This is a genomic window from Chelatococcus sp. HY11, from assembly GCF_018398335.1.
Lineage (GTDB): Bacteria > Pseudomonadota > Alphaproteobacteria > Rhizobiales > Beijerinckiaceae > Chelatococcus.
In genome coordinates this window covers 1763917-1783332 of the sequence record NZ_JAHBRX010000001.1, presented here as the reverse complement: position 1 = coordinate 1783332, position 19416 = coordinate 1763917, and the positions used below count along the sequence as shown (strand labels likewise).

17 protein-coding genes and 1 tRNA gene are annotated in these 19416 nt (G+C 61.8%); 12 read left to right on the top strand and 6 right to left on the bottom strand.

Annotated elements, in window-relative coordinates:
- Positions 1–15: 15 nt before the first annotated feature.
- The gene (locus tag KIO74_RS08305; RefSeq protein WP_213331562.1) at positions 16–1551 is read right to left on the bottom strand and encodes an ABC transporter substrate-binding protein; all 1536 of its coding nucleotides are present in this window, start codon (positions 1549–1551) and stop codon (positions 16–18) included.
- Between the two features lie 184 nt (positions 1552–1735).
- On the opposite strand from KIO74_RS08305, the gene KIO74_RS08300 reads away from it, so the two are divergent.
- From KIO74_RS08300 to KIO74_RS08285, 4 genes are all read left to right on the top strand, one after another.
- Positions 1736–2479: a FadR/GntR family transcriptional regulator gene (locus KIO74_RS08300; protein ID WP_213331561.1), complete on the top strand. Its 744-nt coding sequence runs from the start codon at positions 1736–1738 to the stop codon at positions 2477–2479.
- Between the two features lie 61 nt (positions 2480–2540).
- Positions 2541–3482 carry an ABC transporter permease gene (locus KIO74_RS08295; protein ID WP_213331560.1) on the top strand — a complete coding sequence of 314 codons (942 nt, stop codon included), beginning with the start codon at positions 2541–2543 and terminating at the stop codon, positions 3480–3482.
- Positions 3479–4375, top strand: a complete 897-nt coding sequence (locus KIO74_RS08290; RefSeq protein WP_213331559.1) for an ABC transporter permease — start codon at positions 3479–3481, stop codon at positions 4373–4375. The genes KIO74_RS08295 and KIO74_RS08290 overlap by 4 nt, the downstream gene beginning before the upstream one ends.
- Before the next feature lie 26 nt (positions 4376–4401).
- Positions 4402–5208, top strand: coding sequence for an NAD-dependent epimerase/dehydratase family protein (locus KIO74_RS08285; protein WP_213331558.1), 807 nt, complete (start codon positions 4402–4404; stop codon positions 5206–5208).
- A 559-nt stretch (positions 5209–5767) separates the two neighbouring features.
- On the opposite strand, the gene KIO74_RS08280 is transcribed toward KIO74_RS08285, so the two are convergent.
- Positions 5768–5842, bottom strand: a tRNA-Val gene (locus KIO74_RS08280).
- A gap of 343 nt (positions 5843–6185) precedes the next feature.
- Between KIO74_RS08280 and KIO74_RS08275 the strand changes: the two genes are divergently transcribed.
- Positions 6186–8213: a hypothetical protein gene (locus KIO74_RS08275; RefSeq protein ID WP_213331557.1), complete on the top strand. Its 2028-nt coding sequence runs from the start codon at positions 6186–6188 to the stop codon at positions 8211–8213.
- Between the two features lie 45 nt (positions 8214–8258).
- Here the strand turns inward: KIO74_RS08275 and gph are convergent, their stop codons facing one another.
- Positions 8259–8960: a phosphoglycolate phosphatase gene (gph, locus tag KIO74_RS08270; protein ID WP_213331556.1), complete on the bottom strand. Its 702-nt coding sequence runs from the start codon at positions 8958–8960 to the stop codon at positions 8259–8261.
- Positions 8961–9185: 225 nt separating this feature from the next.
- On the opposite strand from gph, the gene KIO74_RS08265 reads away from it, so the two are divergent.
- Positions 9186–9617 carry a hypothetical protein gene (locus KIO74_RS08265; protein WP_213331555.1) on the top strand — a complete coding sequence of 144 codons (432 nt, stop codon included), beginning with the start codon at positions 9186–9188 and terminating at the stop codon, positions 9615–9617.
- Between the two features lie 26 nt (positions 9618–9643).
- Here the strand turns inward: KIO74_RS08265 and KIO74_RS08260 are convergent, their stop codons facing one another.
- On the bottom strand, positions 9644–9877 hold the full coding sequence (locus tag KIO74_RS08260; protein WP_213331554.1) for a hypothetical protein: 234 nt from the start codon (positions 9875–9877) through the stop codon (positions 9644–9646).
- A 206-nt stretch (positions 9878–10083) separates the two neighbouring features.
- On the opposite strand from KIO74_RS08260, the gene KIO74_RS08255 reads away from it, so the two are divergent.
- The 6 genes from KIO74_RS08255 to KIO74_RS08230 all read left to right on the top strand — a co-directional run bounded on the left by KIO74_RS08255 (position 10084) and on the right by KIO74_RS08230 (position 17339).
- Positions 10084–11532, top strand: coding sequence for an NAD-dependent succinate-semialdehyde dehydrogenase (locus KIO74_RS08255; RefSeq protein WP_213331553.1), 1449 nt, complete (start codon positions 10084–10086; stop codon positions 11530–11532).
- Positions 11529–12254, top strand: a complete 726-nt coding sequence (gene rpiA, locus KIO74_RS08250; RefSeq protein ID WP_213331552.1) for a ribose-5-phosphate isomerase RpiA — start codon at positions 11529–11531, stop codon at positions 12252–12254. Before KIO74_RS08255 ends, rpiA begins: the two co-directional genes overlap by 4 nt.
- A gap of 6 nt (positions 12255–12260) precedes the next feature.
- The gene (locus KIO74_RS08245; RefSeq protein ID WP_213331551.1) at positions 12261–12794 is read left to right on the top strand and encodes a DUF2059 domain-containing protein; all 534 of its coding nucleotides are present in this window, start codon (positions 12261–12263) and stop codon (positions 12792–12794) included.
- A 308-nt stretch (positions 12795–13102) separates the two neighbouring features.
- Positions 13103–14368 (top strand): calcium-binding protein, encoded by a 1266-nt coding sequence (locus KIO74_RS08240; RefSeq protein ID WP_213331550.1) that lies wholly within the window; start codon positions 13103–13105, stop codon positions 14366–14368.
- Between the two features lie 252 nt (positions 14369–14620).
- A complete protein-coding gene (locus KIO74_RS32440) occupies positions 14621–15844 on the top strand; it encodes a calcium-binding protein (protein ID WP_213331549.1) in 1224 nt (407 codons plus the stop codon).
- A 154-nt stretch (positions 15845–15998) separates the two neighbouring features.
- On the top strand, positions 15999–17339 hold the full coding sequence (locus tag KIO74_RS08230) for a calcium-binding protein (RefSeq protein ID WP_213331548.1): 1341 nt from the start codon (positions 15999–16001) through the stop codon (positions 17337–17339).
- A gap of 77 nt (positions 17340–17416) precedes the next feature.
- Here KIO74_RS08230 and KIO74_RS08225 read toward each other — a convergent pair whose 3' ends face one another.
- Positions 17417–18916: a tripartite tricarboxylate transporter permease gene (locus KIO74_RS08225; RefSeq protein ID WP_213331547.1), complete on the bottom strand. Its 1500-nt coding sequence runs from the start codon at positions 18914–18916 to the stop codon at positions 17417–17419.
- Positions 18917–18926: 10 nt separating this feature from the next.
- The gene (locus KIO74_RS08220; protein ID WP_213331546.1) at positions 18927–19403 is read right to left on the bottom strand and encodes a tripartite tricarboxylate transporter TctB family protein; all 477 of its coding nucleotides are present in this window, start codon (positions 19401–19403) and stop codon (positions 18927–18929) included.
- Between the last annotated feature and the right edge of the window lie 13 nt (positions 19404–19416).

The following is a 19416-nucleotide window of genomic DNA, read 5'->3' as shown; positions in this document are numbered from 1 at the left end:
GCCACGAAACGGTTGTCAGTTGGCGATCCAGGCGCGATCAACCAGCCAGTTGCCGCTGAGCTCGCGCCGCACGCCCTTGATATTCTTGCGCTTTACGTCCTTGTTGGCGCGCCAGAAGAAGAATGTCTGGTAATACTCATCCAACAACTGCTTCTGGATATCGCTGTAAAGCTTCTTGCGTTCTTCAAGATTCGTCGTCCCGCGCGCGGCGGCGACATCATTGAAGACCTTCTCATCCTTGATGCCGGCATAGTTCGACCCGGCATTGCGGCTGTAATAGGTGCTGAAGCTCATGTCGGGATCGACGCGTGGCGTATTGGCCCGCTGCAAGGCCATGTCGTAGTTGTAGCTCAGGATCTTGTCGAGCCAGGCCTGCCGTTCCATCGTCTCGATATTCACGGTGATGCCCACATCCTTGAGCTGCGACTGGATGATCTGCGCGATCTGCGTGTCGGGGTCGCGTTGGATGATGGCAAGCGTAATCGGGCCGCTATGTCCGGATTTCTTATAGTATTCCTTGGCCTTGGCGAGATCGTGGGCGTGGGGCTGCAACTCGGCCGGGAAGGCCCATGAGCTCGGCGGCTCGAAGGTGGGCGCGATGACGCCTTCCCCGCGCGAGACCACGCGCTCCATGGTCTGGCGATTGATGCCATGGGCAACCGCGCGGCGCAGGTCGGGATTGTTGAAGGGCGGCTTCGTCAGGTTGAACGACATATACTGCGCCGTACCGACGTGGTTCGGGACGAGCTCCGTATTGCCGTCACGCTCGATCTGCCCGTAGTCCTTTACCTGGACGAGGTCGCCCAGCTGCACGTTGCCGGAGCGCAGTTCGACGATCTTGACCGTCGTGTTGGGAATGAAGCGGGTAACGACGGCGTCGAGATAAGGCAGTTGCTGGCCCTTGTCGTCCTTGCCCCAGTATTTGTCGAAGCGCTCGACCGCGATACGATCACCGCCTGTCCAGCTCACGAAGCGGAAGGGGCCTGTGCCGACCGGGCTGCGGGCGTAGTCGGCCCCCTTGGCCTTCACCGCAGTCGGTGAGGAGATCATGCCAGCTTCATTGGCGAGGCCGGCCAGGACCGAGCCGGACGGCGCGGAGAAATTCACCTTCACCGTGAGCGGATCAATCACCTCGATGGACGCCATGTCGCCTACGAATTGCCGCGCGCGCGCCTTCTGCGCGGGGTCGATCACACGGTCGAGGTTAAATTTCACCGCCTCGGCGTTGAAGGGCGTTCCGTCGTGGAAGACGACACCATCGCGCAGCTTGAAAATGATGGACTTCTGGTCAGGCGCAATCTCCCAGCTCGTCGCCAGCTGGGGGACGAAGTTGCCGGCATCATCCTGAACAAACAGATTTTCCAGCATTTGCGTGTAGACGGCCCGATCCTTGCCCGGCGCGTTGCCGTAGATCGGGTCAAGCGTCGCGGGCTCCAGGTCGACGGCCTGCGTCAGCGTTCCACCCCGCTTCGGCGTATCGTCAGCCAGCGCCGGCATTGCCAGAACACACGCCAAGGCCGTTGAAAGCACAATCGTTTTTACGCGCTCCATGCGCTCCTCCCCACTTCTCAAAGGAATGACATCGGTTCCCATGCCAGGGAGCCGTCACGCCCGCTTGTCTGCGGTCCATTTTTTGCGTTGACCTTTAGTAAGATGCTCAGCATATTTCTGTCAACGGAGTTCAGACATCAACTCATCAGATCTCTTGCGGATCGATCCTGGGAAGACGGTGCGAATGGTTGATTTTGTTGGGGAGAGCCTTTTGCGGCCGCGGCTTTCAGCCGTTCTTGTCGATCGCATCACAGGGTTGATCTACAACGGCGAATTGAAGCCCGGCGACGAGCTGCCATCGGAGGCGGAGCTGGCGCGCCGCTTTTCCGTCAGCAAGTCGGTCGTTCGGGAAGCTTTGCAGCGCCTCGCGGAGATGGGCGTTGTCGATATCCGGCATGGCCGTCCGACAACGATCCGCGAGCAGGGGCCGGAACCGTTGGCCCAGTATTTTCTCTTCGCCGTCAGGACCATGTCGGGCGGCTTGCGCGAGGTGGTCGGCCTGCGCCGCGCGCTTGAGACCTATACGGCGAGCTTGGCCGCGCAGTTCATCAGCGACGAGGAACTGGATGAGTTGCGCGGCATCGTGGCGGTGATGGACAAGAACCGTACGAATTCAGAGGTCTGGATTCCCGCCAATGCGCGGTTCCATCTGCTTCTCGTGCGGGCCAGCCGCAACACGCTCGTCACGAACCTGTTCCAGGCGCTCGGCGTGCCGATCGAGGAAAGCATGCGCAAGCTGCACAGCCAGCGGCATGTCCGTGAGCCGGACGAGACCTTCCGTCGCCATGCCGCCATATTGGAAGCGATGGAGACGCGGGACCCGAGGGCGGCTGCCGAGGCCATGCAGAAGCATTTTGATGCGACCGAACCCGCCATCCTCTCCGTGCTGGCGCGCGAGGAGGCGGACAAGGCTGGTTCCGCCGCCTGAGGCTGCTTCGGCATCTAGAATAATTCGGCAGGCATAAGCCGCCGTTTGATGGGAAACGCTCATGTCTTCATTCATCGTGCGGCGTCTCGTCCAGCTCGTGCCGGTCCTGCTCGTCATGTGCATCGTCGTATTTTCCACGACCCTGATGCTCCCGGGCGATCCGACAGCGAGCATGCTGGGCGAGCATGCCACCGCCAAGGAGCGTGCGGAGCTGCGCAGCGAGCTCGGTCTTGACCAGCCCGTTGTCGTGCAGTTCGCCAAATGGCTCGGCCGCGCCGCGACAGGTGATCTCGGCCGCTCGCTCAAGACGCGGGAGCCTGTCGCGCAGATGTTGGCCGCCCGCATCCCGGTGACCTTCGAGCTGACGCTTCTCGCCGTCGCGCTGTCGCTCGTCATCGGTGTCCCCCTCGGCATCCTCGCCGCCTTGAAACGCAACAGCTGGATCGACACCGCGGTCAGCGCGGTGGCCATGTCGAGCATGGCGATTCCTTATTTCTGGGTCGGAATCCTGCTCATCATGTTCTTTTCCATCCGCCTTGGCTGGCTGCCTCCGTCGGGTTACGTGCCGTTTCACGTCGATCCCCTCGCCAATCTCAAGCTCATGCTCATGCCGGCGATCACCATCGGTACGGCACAGGCTGCACTGGTGATGCGGCAGACGCGCGCCGCCATGCTGGGTGTCCTGCTTCAGGACTTCATTCGCACGGCGCGCGCCAAGGGCGCCGGAGAGCGGCGCGTCATCGTTCGCCACGCCCTGCGCAACGCCATGATGCCTGTCGTCACCGTCATCGGCCTGCAGATGGGCGCCTTGATCGGCGGGGCGGTGGTCACGGAAACGGTCTTCTCGCTGCCGGGGCTTGGACGGATGATCGTCGACGGCATTTTCGAGCGCGACTTCCCGGTCGTGCAGGGGGCCATTCTCGTGGTGGTTGTGGGCGTGCTGGTCATCAATATCCTGACGGACCTGAGCTACGCCCTGCTCGACAAGCGGGTGCAGCTATGAGCGCCATCACCACGGCTTCGCCGAACAGCCTCGCGTCTTCGGCGCCCGGCGCCTCCCGCGGCTTTTTCCTCCATACGCTGCGCACCATCTGGCGCCATCGCCTCGGGCGCGTCGCCGTGGTGCTGCTGACCGTGCTCCTGGTCTGCGCCGTCAGCGCGCCATGGATCAGCCCTTATGATCCCACCGCGATCGACTATGAAGCCTTGCTCGAGCCGCCGAGCGCAGCGCATTGGTTCGGCACCGACGAGCTCGGCCGCGATATCCTGTCGCGGATCATCTATGGCGCGACGGCCTCGCTCCAGGTCATGGGCCTGTCGATCGCCCTGGCGCTGGTGTTCGGCGTCGTCATCGGCCTGACGACTGGCTATTTCGGCGGCTGGTACGACGACATGGTCATGCGGATCATGGACGGCCTGCTGGCCTTCCCCATGATGATCCTGGCGCTCGCCATCGTCGCGACGCTCGGACCGGACCTGATCAACGCGGTCATCGCCATCGCCATCGTCAATGTGCCGGGTTTCGCGCGGCTGGTGCGAGGGCAGGTGCTCGTGCTGCGCGACGCGGAATTCGTCCAAGCGGCGGAATCGATCGGCATGTCCAACCTGCGTGTTCTGGCCCGCCACATCTGGCCGAACGTTCAGAGCAACGTCATCGTCTATGCCTCGCTCAAGGCGTCCGCCGCGCTTGTGACCGAAAGCGCCCTTTCATTTCTCGGGCTCGGCGTGCAGCCGCCGACCCCGACCTGGGGCTCGATGCTCGCCATGTCGATGCAGTACTGGGACGCTTGGTGGATGGGCGTCTTTCCCGGCCTCGCCATCTTCTTCACCGTGCTGGCGCTGAATTTTCTCGGCGATGCCCTGCGCGACGCGCTCGACGAGCGGCTGAACGATTGACCCTTGCCCGACGGGGATTGCGAGACATGACCACGGCTGTTGCGCGACCGCGCGAGGTGCTCATCACGGGGGCGGCCGGCAAGATCGGGCGCGTGCTGCGGGAGGGACTGGCCGGACGCTACGGGCTGCGCCTGCTCGACCGCGCCGATCTCGGCGTTGCCCGATCGGGCGAGACGCTGGTCCAGGCCGATATCTGCGATCACGCCGCCGTCGATGCGGCGGTGCGCGGCATCGACGCCATCGTTCATCTCGCGGGCGTCGCGCGCATTGGTGACTGGCAGGCGATCCTCCCCGCGAATATCGCCGCGACCCATGATCTTCTGGAGGCGGCCCGCCGGCATGGCGTGAGGCGCTTCGTCTATGCGTCCAGCCATCATGCGGTCGGCTTCTACGGCCGCGATGACGTCATCGACGAGACGGTCTTGCCGCGGCCCGATTGCGGCTATGGCCTCAGCAAGGCCTTCGGCGAGGCGGCCTGCCGGCTCTACCACGACAAATTCGGGCTTGAAGCCATGTGCCTGCGCATCGGCACCATGAGCGAGGCCCCCTACGACCGGCGCACCTTGTCCACCTGGATCAGCCCGCGCGACATGGTCCAGCTTACGGCGCTGGCGCTCGAGGCGTCCGATCTCGGCTATGAGATTGTCTACGGGGTGTCGGCCAACGCGCGCAGCTGGTGGCGCAATGATCGCGCTGAGGCCCTCGGCTATCGCCCGCAGGACAGCGCCGACGTTTTCGCCGAGGCGATCCTCGCGCAGCCTGATGAGGAGGAAGCCATTGCGCGACGCTTCCAGGGCGCGAGCTTCGCCGCAAGCGAGTTCAGGGAGCGCTAGGGCAGGTCCGCGACAGGACGTCTGACGCCGGTCCGCTAGTCGCACGCGCGATAGAGGGCGGCTAGCGGCGGCGACCAGCCTGCCGTGCCGGCGAATGTGACCCGGACCGCCATAGTTTCCTGGATGCACCCCGGCGGCGTGAAGCTTGCCGTGATGAGCGCGCGCAGGCGATGGGACAGGTCCGGCCCGGCCTGGCGGCCGTATCGTGTATCGCGGCGCCCCACTGCTCGGCCATGGCCGCAACGCTTCCAGCAACCAAGAATCCTTGCTGAAGTCGTATCCGATCAGTCCCGGCGAAAAGCCCGTCTGATTCTATGAAACTGGCACGGACGTAGAGCGGCTCTTACAATCTCGGCGACCACTTGGATACGGTCGGTCATGCGCGTTGCGCGGGAGAAATCGTCTCGCAAGCCGATCCCCCCGCGTCATCCAGCTCCCCTTCGCCCACCTGAAGGGTCATGCCGTGAACGGAAAGGGAGCATGTAGTATGAAGTCGTGAACCTCGTGTGCAATTTGCACAAAGATCACTGTCTGTTTCTTTTTAAGTCATTGATTTTGATGGTGGGTGCGACAGGGATTGAACCTGTGACCCCTGCCGTGTGAAGGCAGTGCTCTCCCGCTGAGCTACGCACCCATCAATAGGCGACACCAAAAGCACAGGCGCAGGCCGAAGGCAAGCCCTATGATCCGACGCGTGACAAAAAGATGAGGGCGCTCACATGCCGGTGGGGCGCGGCAAGTGGTAGGGTCAGCGCTATGGCCAAGTTTGCGGTTCGACCCGCGCGCAACGCGGAGTATCGTTATTCGGTTCAATGCATCTTGCCATCCGATCGATCTTTGAAGCATTGAGACGGGAGGCGTTGGCGCGCGGGCGGCCAGGCGCGCCGATCATATTCTAAGGATGCATCGTGGAATTTCGCGAGACCGTTCGAAAATTGGCTCGTTTCGGCGGGTGGATATTTCGAGATGCCCGGCGGATGGATATTGCTGTTTTCACGCTATCGGCATTCGCGACCGTCTTCATTTATCTCGCTGCCTACCGCCACAGCCCGATAAAGCCGCGCCTGCCTGTGGAGGGAAGTGGCTGGTGGGCCTGGCATGATCAGTGGAAGTATCTGCAGTCCACCCTCGCATTTTCGCAGGGCAATCTGGAGGCTGGAAATCATTGGTATTTGCCAGGCTACTCGCTGGTTGGCGTGCCATTCGTCCATCTGACGCCGGCAAATCCTTTTCTGATCCCCAATTTGCTTTGCTTGCTCGCGGCGCTTTGGCTGTCCGGAGCCTTGCTTGCCGCCCTCGTGCCGAACTGGCGCTGGGCGCGTATCGCCGGATGGCTGACTTTCTTTGCAACGAACGTTGCGTATTCCATCAGCCTTAATGCCTGGGTGATACCTTGGACGACAACGCTCGCGGTGCCGCTGGTGCTGCTGTGCCTGTGGGCCGTCGTGAAAGTCGTGAGTGGGGAGCATCCCTTCGTTCTCGGTGCTATCGCGGGAACTGCCGGCTCCCTGATCGCCGCCGCGCGTCCTGTCGATGCGCTCGTTGTGCTGGGTATGGCCGGCGCGACCGCATGTGTCAGCCTCCTATGGCAGCGCAGGCCTTTCCGTTCAGTGATCAACTTTGTTCTTGGGGGCGTTGTGGGGAGCCTTCTAGCCGTTGTGCTCCTTGCGACCCCCTATCTGCTGATCCACGGATTTTACCTGAGCGACTATGTGAAGATGAGCGACCGCATAGGCTTTGAATGGCGCCTTTTGCCCATGCGTTGGGTCACCTTGGTCATCAGCCCGTACCCGCTCTTTCCCGACGCCCTCGGAAGGGGGCTGGCGGAACGTTTTCCCTGGATCATCTCCGGTTTTGCCGGCATGGCCGCCTGCGTCATGGTGGCGGCAGGGGCGGCTGCGAGATTCCGCCACCTGATTGTCGTCAGTGCGACTGTCGCATACTTTATTCTGTACTTGACATACAGGGACCTGCTTCCGGGTGGGCTATGGCACTATGGAAACTATCATTATTTTAAATGGACGCTAGTTATATTTGGTATATACAGTGTGATGCTGTTTCGTGAACTCTTCGCGAAACCAATGCGACAAAGTCTGGCGGTTGGAGCGATGGCCGCCATATTGGTCGTGTTTCTTTTCGGTTGGCGCGCCTCCATCCAAGCCGTAGGCAACTTCGAGGCCTCGGTCCGGGAGCCGCGTTTGATCGACTTTCCCGAGGGGCTGGTCGGCATTCATGAGGGACTGGCGGTTCCGGCCATTGGCACATGGCTTAGCTTCTACAACGGGCCGCATGCCATCTATCAGGGGAAGCGCTATTGGGTGTTCGGTGACTACAAGGCGATGCCCTATCCGGGTGGCTTCGTGATCCTCCCGCTGCGTCATTTTCCCTCCGGGCCCGCCTTCATGCACTTCGCGGTGGATGTCACCTTGCTTGAACGCGCAGCGGTTAAGGTGAGCCAACATCTCAACTTTGGCTTGCCGTGTTGGTTCGGCCGATGGTCGCATGCGTGCACACTGGCGCTGCCCCTCGTGCCCGAGGCGACGCAAATCGGCGAGACTCTATCTGTTGTCGAATCCAGGGGGCGCTTCTTCACCTTCGATTCCTGGGATGAGGCTGAGCTGACCGGACGATGGACGAACGGCGGACAAGCATCTCTTGCCTTCAACGTCAATGTGCCCGAGGGGCAAGGCCTCAGGGTCGAGATGGAAAGTCAGGCCTTTGTACCTGCGGGGCAACCGCCCACTTCCGTCGCGGTCACGGTCAACGGTGAGGCCTTGGCGCACTGGGCGATCGACCGTGGCGACCCGCGATGGTTCTCCGTCGATGTGCCGGCACGTCTCTTGCGGCCGGATGGCAATGTCATCGTCCGTTTGGCGATCGCCAATCCACGCATCCCACTGGTCTTCGACCGCAGCAATACCGACACCCGCGAGCTCGGCATGTTTCTGCGCAATGTGCGGTTCGAGCTGGCGCCGCCGGGAGCGGCGGCGACATCAGGCCAGTGACGAGGCGTACATTGTGTGGCCCTGGTCGGTCCGCTCTGCCGACAGTCAGGCGATAGGAGACGGGTTCACCCGCGCCGGCAGGCTGGCGACCGCGTCCCAGAGCTCATCGAAATGGTGGATGATGCGATCGGGGCCGAGCTGGTCGACAGGCACCTCGGTATATCCGAAGGGAACGGCGATGACGGGAATGCCCGCGGCTCTGGCGGTTCTGATGTCGGTGAGCGAGTCGCCGACCATCACCGCCGTCGCCGGGTCGCCGCCGGCCCGCGCGATGGTCTCGGTCAGGTGGCGGGGGTCTGGCTTGAACACGTCGAACGTATCCCGCCCGCAGATAGCGGCAAAGCGATCAGCCACACCAAGCAACTCCAGAAGCTTGATGGATTGCGACTCGAACTTGTTGGTGCAGACCGCGAGCACCCAGCCCGCGTCGCTGAAGCGCTTGAGAGATGCCTCGACGCCGGGGAACAGATGACTCATATCGGCGATATGCTCGCTGTAGTGGGCGACGAAATTCGAGAAAAGCCGCTCGAGTTCCTGCGGGCTCGCGGTGCGGCCGCTGGCCGCAAGGCCGCGCTCGAGCAGCGCGCGCGCGCCGGCGCCGATGAGATCGCGCGCCTGTTCGAGGGGCAGGGGCGGTAAGCCCTCTCGGGCGAGGATGACATTGAGCGTCCCGATGAGGTCGGGCGCGGTGTCGGCCAACGTGCCGTCGAGGTCGAAAGCCAGAACGCGGGGCGTGAGCGTGTGCATGCCGCGCAGCTAGCCGAAAACAGAGGCCTCGTGCAAGGGCGCATGTGTCGGACAAGGACGAACGGGGCCGGCCATGCGATGGCCTGGCGGCTGGATCGATGCCGATGGTCATGGGAATGGTCGAGCGGAGAATGATACAGTGGGCGAAGCGATTCGGCTCCGGTGCCGGTGATCGGAACGCCATTGTCTCAACTGAAATTGGACTGCACGCGTCAGGAAGCGCCTATGATCACATCACCGTTCTTGCTTGCGAAGCGCATCGGCGTCGGCCTTTTCGCCGGGATCGCCTTGGCGGGCGCGGCTCCCTTTGAATTCGTCCCGGCGCCGCAGACCGATCTCAACCGCGTCTATCGGATCGATCGTGTCACGGGGGAGGTCGGCGCCTGCCAGTACGGCCTGAAGGAAGGTACAATCGGCGTAACCTTCTGCTATGCTCCCGGTGAAGGCGCTGGCAAGCAGGCTCCGGGCGAATACGGCCTGGTTTCGTCACGGCACGAGCGCGAAGGCGGCGTCTTCCGGGTCAATTTCCGCACGGGAGAGATGAGCGTCTGCTACGTGTTCAACGAGCAGGTGGTCTGTACGCCTCAGGCCACAACGACAAGCGGTCCGGCTATCGCTCCCCCGTCTTCCCAATCCGAGGGGCAGAGCCCACGCTGATCGCGCGCGGCCGGTGGTCGGCGAGCTCAGATTTTCATTGCCATATCGACGCCGGCGGCCCGTGGGTCGCAAGCCCCACGCTCGACTTCGTCCATGATGATCCGGCGCGTCATCGCCTTGAACGCGCCCCATTCGCCAAGCTCCTCACCGCAGCCCGAACACCTGACGGCGCTGTGGTCGGTTAGGTTTTCGGGGAGCATGATGGCTGAACAATCGCAGGTTTCGCAGGCGTAGTTTGACGTCAGGGCAAAGCCGCTCATCGTTCAGGTCCGTTGTGCTGGTCCGTGTTGACTGATGCCACGGTAACCGCCCAGGGCCGCGTTGGTTCCCGAGAGCCGAGGAGACGGCCTGTGGGAAGGCTTCTCATTTCTGTTCTCCCGCTCGAGAAGCAACGGCGGCGCTTTGCGTGCCGGACAGCGCATGCTAGAGGACGGGCTCGTTTTCTGAAGATCAGGGAGGCTTCGCCATGCAGCTCAAAGATTCATCCCTTCTTGTCGAAGCCTGTTTCATCAACGGTGCCTGGGTCGGTGAGGCGCAAACTCCCGTTACCAATCCGGTAAACGGCACCACCATCGCCAAGGTGCCGCATTTCGGGGCTGAGGAGACGACAAAGGCCGTCGAGGCAGCTGGCGCAGCGCAGGCAGGATGGGCCAAGCGCACCGCCAAGGAGCGGGCCGGCATCCTGCGTCGCTGGTTCGATCTCATCATCGCCAACCGCGACGATCTCGCGCTCATCATGACCTCCGAGCAGGGCAAGCCCCTTGCGGAGGCGCGCGGCGAGATCGACTACGCCGCAGCTTTCATCGAATTTTACGCCGAAGAGGCCAAGCGCCTCTATGGCGAGACCATTCCCTCGCCGTGGCCGAATGCGCGCATGGTCGTCATCCGCCAGCCGGTCGGCGTCATCGCGGCGATTACACCGTGGAATTTCCCGGCGGCCATGATCACCCGCAAGGTTGGCCCGGCGCTGGCCGCCGGCTGCACGGCCGTGGTCAAGCCCGCTGGCGAGACGCCGCTGACCGCGCTGGCGCTTGGCGTCCTCGCCGAACGCGCGGGCCTGCCCGCCGGCGTTCTCAACATCGTCACGGGTTCCGCGCGGGACATCGGCAAGGTGATGACCGAGCATCCGCTGGTGAAGCTCATCAGCTTCACCGGTTCCACGGAGGTGGGCAAGCTCCTGATGCGTCAGGCGGCCTCCACCGTGAAGAAGGTGGGCCTGGAACTCGGCGGCAATGCCCCCTTCATCGTCTTCGACGACGCGGATGTCGATGCAGCCGTCGAGGGAGCCATGGCCTCGAAGTTCCGCAACATGGGCCAGACCTGCGTCTGCGCGAACCGGCTCTATGTGCAGGCGGGTATTCATGACGCCTTCGTGGAAAAGCTCACGGCGCGCGTCGGCGCGCTCAAAGTGGGCGACGGCACTCAGGGCGGCATCGAGCAGGGCCCGCTGATCACCGCCGCGGCCGTCTCAAAGGTCGAGGAGCATATCGCCGATGCCTTGTCCAAGGGCGCGGAGGTCCGCGTCGGCGGCAAGCGCCACGCGCTGGGGCATACCTTCTTCGAGCCGACGGTGCTCACCAATGTGAAGAAGGACATGGTAATCGCGCGCGAAGAGACCTTCGGTCCGCTTGCGCCGGTCTTCCGCTTCGAGACGGAGGCGGACGTGATCGCACAGTCCAACGATACCGAGTTCGGCCTTGCCGCCTATTTCTTCTCGCGCGACATCGGCCGCATCTTCCGTGTCGCGGAGGCCTTGGAATACGGCATCGTCGGCGTGAATTCGGGCCTCATCTCAACCGAAGTCGCCCCGTTCGGGGGTGTCAAGGAATCCGGGATCGGCCGTGAAGGCTCGCGCCACGGCATCGAGGAATACACCGAGCTGAAATACATGCTGCTCGCGGGGCTCGACAAGTGAGCACCGAGGACGCCAAGCGGCAGGCCGCGGCGCAGGCTGTCGCCCTGGTGGAGGACGGCATGCGCCTCGGCCTCGGCACAGGTTCCACGGCGAAGCACTTTGTCGCTCTTCTGGGAGAGCGGGTGCGCGGCGGCTTGAAGGTGATCGGCGTGCCGACTTCGGAGCGCACGCGCGTTCAAGCCGAGGCTGAAGGCATCCACTTGTCGGATCTCGATGCGACGCCTGAGCTCGACCTGACCGTCGATGGTGCCGACGAGATCGACGAGGATCTGCGCCTGATCAAAGGCGGTGGCGGCGCTCTGCTGCGCGAAAAGATCGTGGCGGCGGCAAGCGCGCGCATGATCGTGATCGCCGATGATAGCAAGCGCGTTGCCGTGCTTGGCCGCTTCCCGCTGCCGATCGAGGTCGTGCCATTCGGGCTCGTTTCAACGACAGCAGCCGTCCGTGATGCCGCGGCCGGTGCCGGTTGTCGTGGCGATCTTCGGCTGCGCAAGCAGGCCGATGGATCTCCCTTCATCACGGATGGCGGGCATTATATCCTTGACGGGTCATTCGGCGCCATTTCCGAGCCCGAGAGACTTAGCCAAGCTTTGCTCGTCGTTCCTGGTGTTGTGGACCACGGGCTGTTCCTGGGCTTGGCGACTGGCGCGATCGTTGCGTCGCCCAACGGCATCTCCACTTATGGGGATCTCACAAAAACGCGCATGGTGCCAAGGAGTTAGACAATCATGATACGCGCTTTCAGCCGCATTTCGTTCGCCGCGCTGGCCTTGGCGCTGACAACCGCCACGGCGGCTGTCGCCCAGCAACCGGGACAGCAGGCCCCCGCCCAGTCTGCCCCGCAACCAACGGCAAGCCAGATTGCCGTCGCGCAAGAGGTTATCATCGGTTCGGGCATGGCGCGCTCGTTCGAAGCGCTCGTGCCGACCTTTGGCGAGCAGATCAAGCAGCTGTTCGTGACACGGCCTGAACTGGCTAAGGATATCGATGCCGCGCTTGTGCAGATCAGGCCCGAGATCGAGGCTCGCAAGCAGGAGCTGATCACGAATTCCGCACGGATGCTGGCGACACGTCTTGGCGAGGCCGACCTGCAGCAGATCAACACCTTCTTCGCCTCTCCCGCGGGTAAGAAATATGTCGAGGTGCAGCCTTTGCTGCTCAACGACATTTTCGATGCCATGCGTGAATGGGCCAACGATACCGCAGATTTCGTGCTGGAGCGCGTCCGCGCGGAGCTGCAGAAGAAGGGGCACGCGCTCTGAAGTAATTCAGCCGGAGATGCGGGGCTTCCGTGTCAAGAGTTAAGTAGAATAAGGCGACCTGGCATAACTGCATCCTCCGGTTTGCAGGTGATGCTTTATCGGGCAAGGCGTGTTGGGTATGACAACCGGCGCCTTGCAGGATGATGCTGTTTGTCGCGACAGAGTTGAAATCGCCGCAGCCGCGCCTTCGCGCGGCTGCTCGCGCTTCATGCATTGACCGTTTGCGTTGTTTGCCTGTCTTTTGCTGCACCCGGAAGCGCGCCATGTGAGGCTGCGATGGTAGCTGTATTGGTATATCGTGCTGATATATGCTCTATTCGCTCGAGGGTAGCGTGAATTCAAAAGTATATAATCAAGGATATGGCGCAAAATATGGTCGATTAGTTTCGGTCATTAGTAGCGAATATCAGAGATTTCCTGCGAATATCACCTGTATGGCCGGCTTATATACAGATGTTGATGTTCATCTGCCATATGGTGTCGTCAAACCGGTCATTTCTGGATGTAGGGAAGTTAGCGTCGCGGGCACGGGGCGTGAGCAAAATGCGGGTCGCCCTCTATTTTGGTCGCTGTCGGGAGACCAGCCCTATTTCTGGGCTGCTCCTCCGAAGAAATCGACAACCCTCGATCTTGGAGCAAGCATGGGAGTGGAAACTCTCAAGGTTGCGCATTATCCGAGCGAGTTGACACTTCAGAATGTATCGACCTCTACACGGATTGCGCTTGCCGGCACAACGCAGCGAGTAAACGTGCAGGTAAAAGCCGGAGACGCGGATAATGTGCTCGATATTGTGGTCGCGGGCATAAACCAAACCGTCGCTCTAGGTGGTATTCGCGACGCGCGCATGCTCGTGTTGTCCCCGTCCAGAATCACGCTGGATGGGGGCAGTTTGAATTTCCTCTCGATTGACGGTGCCAGAGATCTGGATCTTTCAATCCACAAAGAGGGAATGGAGTGGCTCGAGGGCATCTCGGCCGCTCGCTTCTCGGGTCCGCTCAGATTCTCCTGGGAGCAGACGCGACCTCTGACGATGGCGGGCTCGCTAGGCCCGAATACGATAGGTCTTCGCGGGGAGGGCAATGTCACCCTCGAAACCGGGGATGCCGATGATGTCATCCGCACGGGCGCCGGTAATGACTACATTTGGACTGGTGGCGGCGACGACGTTGTCTCACTCGGTGCCGGCCGCAATTTCGTGTGGACGGGTAAAGGCAACGATCTCGTCCTGATCGAGCGGCCTGAGAACTCTGTACTCGCCAGCGTCAAGGCGAAAATGCTCACCACAGTCATGGATTTTGATCCGGCCGATGACAGCTTGCGTTTAGCTTTCCTGCCTGGCGGGCGTCTGCTCGATGAGCAGGCGAATTTGCGGCTTCGCGAAAAAGCCGGTGCCGGTTTGGCTGGAACGCTCGACAACGCTGTCGCGGCCATGCGCGCGCATATGGAAATTAATGAAGTCACGACTCTCGTCTGGGGGGATATGACCTACGTTATCGTCAAGGATCCAGAGCAGACGGTTGTTCAGATGGTCGGTATAGTCGAGATACAACCTGAGGCGATAAGCTTCGGATAGTCGTTATCCCCTGGCGGCTGATTGCCAAGCCACTGCCGTCGGAATGTCTCACATCTGAAGATCGTCTTATTGTCGCTCCGCTCGGGCTTGCATTTCTCTGCGGGGCCCGGCGGCTCGCGGTCACGCGCATCTCGCCTTCAATCCCAAGCAGCCGAAACGGCATAGGTCGTTCAGCATGAAGGGAGGGATGGTGGCGATGAGTGCGTACGGCGGGGGGGGGGGGGTCAAGTAAAATATGGATGCGAGGACGTTGTGTTCGGGAACAGCGAAAGCCTGAAAATATTCGATGTGAATCATTTCTACCGCGGAAGTCCCTACACTGCCGTGTTTCAGAACGAAATGCCCGGGCCCCCAGTACGCCTGGCTTGCGTCCCTGGGCTCTACGACGATCTCGATCTGCGATTGCCTTTTGGATACGTGAAGCCGGCAATCGAAGGGTGCCGAGAAGTCAATCTGTACGGCACCGGGATCTACCAGGGTAAGAAATTTCTCTTCTTCTGGTTCAAGAACAGAGAAAAAGAAACGACGCTGGACCTGGGCGGCAGCGACGGCGACTTCACGCTCAAGGTTGGACGGTTCCCAAGCGCCTTGTCACTGGCCAATGTGCCACCAGGCGTTCGCCTCGTGTTCGATGGCACGAACCAGCCGGTTCATGTGACGTTGAAGCCAGAGGAACAACAACGCGAGCTCGCGATCGTCGTCTCGCTGATCCGTGCCCCTATTGCGATAGATGGGGCTTCGGATGTCCGACTTCATGCCGAAGGGCCCTCGTTACTGAGGCTCGACGGCGACGGTATCAGGAGCCTGACGATCGAAGGCAGCCGGGAGCTGGATCTCTCCATCACCGACCGCGCGATGGAGCATCTTGACGCCATTTTCGCATCGCGAGCCGTCGGTCCGATCTCGGTGTCAGCGGAACAACAGCGTCCCATTGGGGTGCTCGGAGGCTACGCGGGTAACAGTTTCACGCTCACGGGACCGGGAGATGTCGCCATCGCGACCGGTCCCGCATCCGACATTATCGTGCTGGGAGCGGGCAATGATATCGTCGATGCGGGTGCCGGCAACGATGTTATCGTCGCTGGCGCTGGGCGCAACGTGATCACGACGGGCGCCGGTCGCGACAGTGTCGTTATTCAAAAACCTGGCGATTCGGTCCTGCCATCGCAGCGTCCATACAGTATGACAACCGTCTTCGACTTCGACCCCGAGGCCGGCGATTGTCTACGGCTCGCATTCCCGCAGCGCGGGCGATTGGTCGATGTGGATGATATGTTGAAACGGGTAGGCGAGACGGGCGTCAGCGTCGTTTCACTCGAAAGTGCTGCCGCTGCCCTACGTTCGGTGATGGCAATCGACGCAGTGACAGCGCTCCACTGGGAATCCGATACCTACGTTATCATCAACAACACCGATCAGACGGTAGTTCGCTTGCTTGGTGTCGTTGAATTGACGGAAAATAACATTCAGTTTTGATGATTATATTTCCCGAATTTCGAGATTATAATATTTGGCATGATTTGATATATTATAGGCGTATATGCTGGTATTAATGTTCCACGCGGACTGATACACGCGTTAATTCCATTGTTGTGGATCCATGAAATTGTATCCGGCAAGGAGTAACGCTATGAGCGAAACACTTCGAGAACTGCTTGACAGTGAAATGGCCTCAGGCGGACATGACACGGTAAATTTGGGAAGCTCGGCCGATCAGGCCCCCTCGGAAGAGGAGCGTTGGGCGGGACGCGGCAATAGTCGCGATGACGGCCCTGCCATTGACGAAAGCAAACCCTTGATGTTGATGGGACAGATCTTCGCCGCCACCGTGCCATCGGACGCTGCGGCGCGTGAAGAGGCGATTACCTGCACCGAGAGCACATTCGACACGCTTGAACTCACGATCCGTGGCAACAAGGCCAAGCCGCGCAGCGAGCAGTGCGAGTTCATCAGGGTGTCAACGGCCGCGGTGCCGGCGGACAATCAGGCGTCGCGGCCTGGCGAAGTCATCGTCGATTTTGCCGACATGCGGGATGCGGACCGGCTCTCCGTCGATGAAATCGCGGCGCCAGTCACCTTCGAAAATATCCCCAAGGGACTGAATCTGGCCTTATACGGCACGGCACACCCCACGACCGTCAAATTCAACGATATGTCGGGACCGGACGACCATGCCGAAGTGGACATCGCAAACAGTAATAGCCGCTTCGTAATCAACGACATCGAGCACCTCGAGGTGAAGACCTCAATCTCGGGCAGCGTCATTCTGAGCGGTGACTCGCTGAAGTCATTGACACTGAAGGGTGATGGCCTGATGAACCTCGTGCTTTCGACGGAGACCATGGTCAACCTCACGTCCATCGATGCGAGCGCGGCACGGGGGACGTTCATAGTGACGGCCGCCGAGACGAAGCCGCTCGAAATCAAAGGCAGCCAGGGCGACGACATCTATATCCTCGCGGGGAATGCCCACAATACGGTGAGCACGGGCAAAGGCAACGATGTGGTCCTCACCGGCGGGGGCAACGACACGGTCGATACGGGCGAGGGCGATGATATCATCAGCGTCGGCCGAGGCGCGAACAGCGTCACCACCGGCACGGGGCGCGATCTCCTGATCCTCAGCGCCATCTGGGAATCCTGGCCGTCGTTCGTCGGCCGCACCATGACCACGATACAGGATTTCGACGCCGCGGGCGGCGATCGAATCAAGTTTCGTGATCTGGCTGATGGGACAATCGCGGACAAGGCTGTTCGGGAACGCGTCCAGGCTGCTGTCAACGATGTACAGCCCTATAACCCTCTCGGTGATGTGGTGGAAGCCGCCCGCACGGCCACCGAGGACTACGAGATTTCATGGTTCAGCTGGGAAGGCGATACTTACGTCTTCGCTGACATGCCACAATGCTGCACCGTGCGCCTGAAGGGCATTGTCGATCTCACGGCTGATAACCTGATGTTCGACACGTGACGAAAAGCGGGCGCCGGGTGCGCGATCCCTCGTGAAATGGGATCGCCGGCCCGGCGCCGGAGTTCACTAGAATTGTTCTAGTCCTCGTCCGCCTTGAAGCGGTCCAGTCCCTTCAGCACGAAGGGTGCGATCAGCGCGAGGAACGCGAGCCCCAGCAGGGTTGCGGCAAGCGGGCTCTCCACCAGCGCGATGGGATCGCCGAGGCTGATGGCGAGCGCGCGCCGCAACTGCTGCTCCGCCATGGGACCGAGAATGAGGCCGATCACCACCGGCGCGACCGGGTAGTCGTAGCGGCGCATGAGAAAGCCGAGCATGCCGAAGACGAGCAACATCGAGAGCTCGACGACGGAAGGCTTGGCGGCGATCGTGCCCATGGTGGCGAAGACGAGGATGCCCGCATAGAGCCAGTGCTGCGGGATGGCGAGCAGCTTCACCCAAAGGCCGACCAGCGGCAGGTTGAGCACCAGCAGCATCGTGTTGGCGATGAACAGGCTGGCGATGAGGCCCCAGACGAGTTCCGGGCGCTCGGCGAAGAGCAGGGGGCCCGGATTGAGATTATACTGCTGGAAGCCGGCGAGCATCATCGCGGCGGTGGCCGAAGTCGGCAGGCCGAGCGTGAGCAGCGGCACCAGCGTGCCCGCGGCGGATGCGTTGTTCGCGGCCTCCGGTCCGGCGACGCCCTCGATGGCGCCCCGGCCGAATTCCTCCGGATGTTTGGAAAGCCGCTTCTCCGTCGCATAGGAGAGGAAGGTAGGGATTTCCGCGCCGCCGGCCGGCAACGCGCCGATTGGAAATCCGAAGGCGGTGCCGCGCAGCCATGGCTTCCAGGAGCGCTTCCAGTCCTGCAGATTCATCCAGAGCGAGCCGCGAACGGGCTCCAGCGTCTCCGGCGCATGCTTGTGTTTCGATGCGACGTAGAGCGCTTCGCCCACGGCGAACAGGCCGACCGCGAGCGTCGTCACTTCGATGCCATCGAGCAGATCGGGCACGCCATAATGCAGCCGGGCCTGGCCGGACAGCTCGTCGATGCCGACGAGGCCGAGCGCCAAACCGATGAACAGGCTGGTCAATCCGCGTAAAGGAGAAGCGCCGAATGTCGCGGATACGGTGACGAAGGCGAGCACCATCAGCGCGAAATAGTCAGCCGGCCCGAAATTGATGGCGATCTCGACGAGCCATGGCGCGAGGAAGGCAATGCCCAACGTCGCGATGGTGCCGGCGACGAAGGAGCCGATGGCCGCTGTCGCGAGTGCCGGCCCGCCCCGGCCGGCCTTCGCCATCTTGTTGCCCTCGATGGCTGTGGCCAGTGATGCGCTCTCGCCCGGTGTGTTGATGAGGATCGCGGTCGTCGAGCCGCCATACATGCCGCCGTAGTAGATACCGGCGAACATGATCAGCGATCCCGCCGGATCGAGCTTGTAGGTGACCGGCAGGAGCAGCGCGACGGTCAGCGCCGGGCCGATGCCCGGCAGCACCCCGACAGCCGTGCCGAGAAAGACGCCGATCAGCGCGAAGACCAGATTCATGGGCTGGATCGCGACGCTGAGCCCATGCAGGAGGGAGGGGAAGGCTTCCATCGATCCGCTCTCAGAAGAGGTGTTCGAGCGGCCCGCTCGGCAGGGTAAGGGTCAGGAGTTTGGCGAATATGAGATAGGCGCCGAGCCCGAGGGCGAAACCCACTGCGAAGTCGACGAGAAGGGCGTGACGCCCGAAGGCGCGCGAGGTCATCGCGAACAGAACGGCGCTCGCCAGGATGAAGCCGCCGCCAAGCCCGATGATGGCGATCACGGCGACAAAGGCGAGCGTGATGAGGGCGACAGGCCCCCAGTCCGCGGCCTCCGGTTCCACCCCGTCGCCGCGCCAGGCCGTGTAGGCGGTCGCCAGCCCGAGCACGAGAAGGCAGAGCGCGACGACATTCGTCGCCGCTTCCGGGCCTATGCGCGCATAGGCCGGCGCCGGCGGCATATGGCTGGCGTCGAAGCGCAGAAGGATGGCGATGACGAGCAGGCCGAGCGCGATGATGAAGCCGCTGATGTCGAGGCGTCGCCTCTGCTTGTCGTTCATGCCGGCGGGTCCT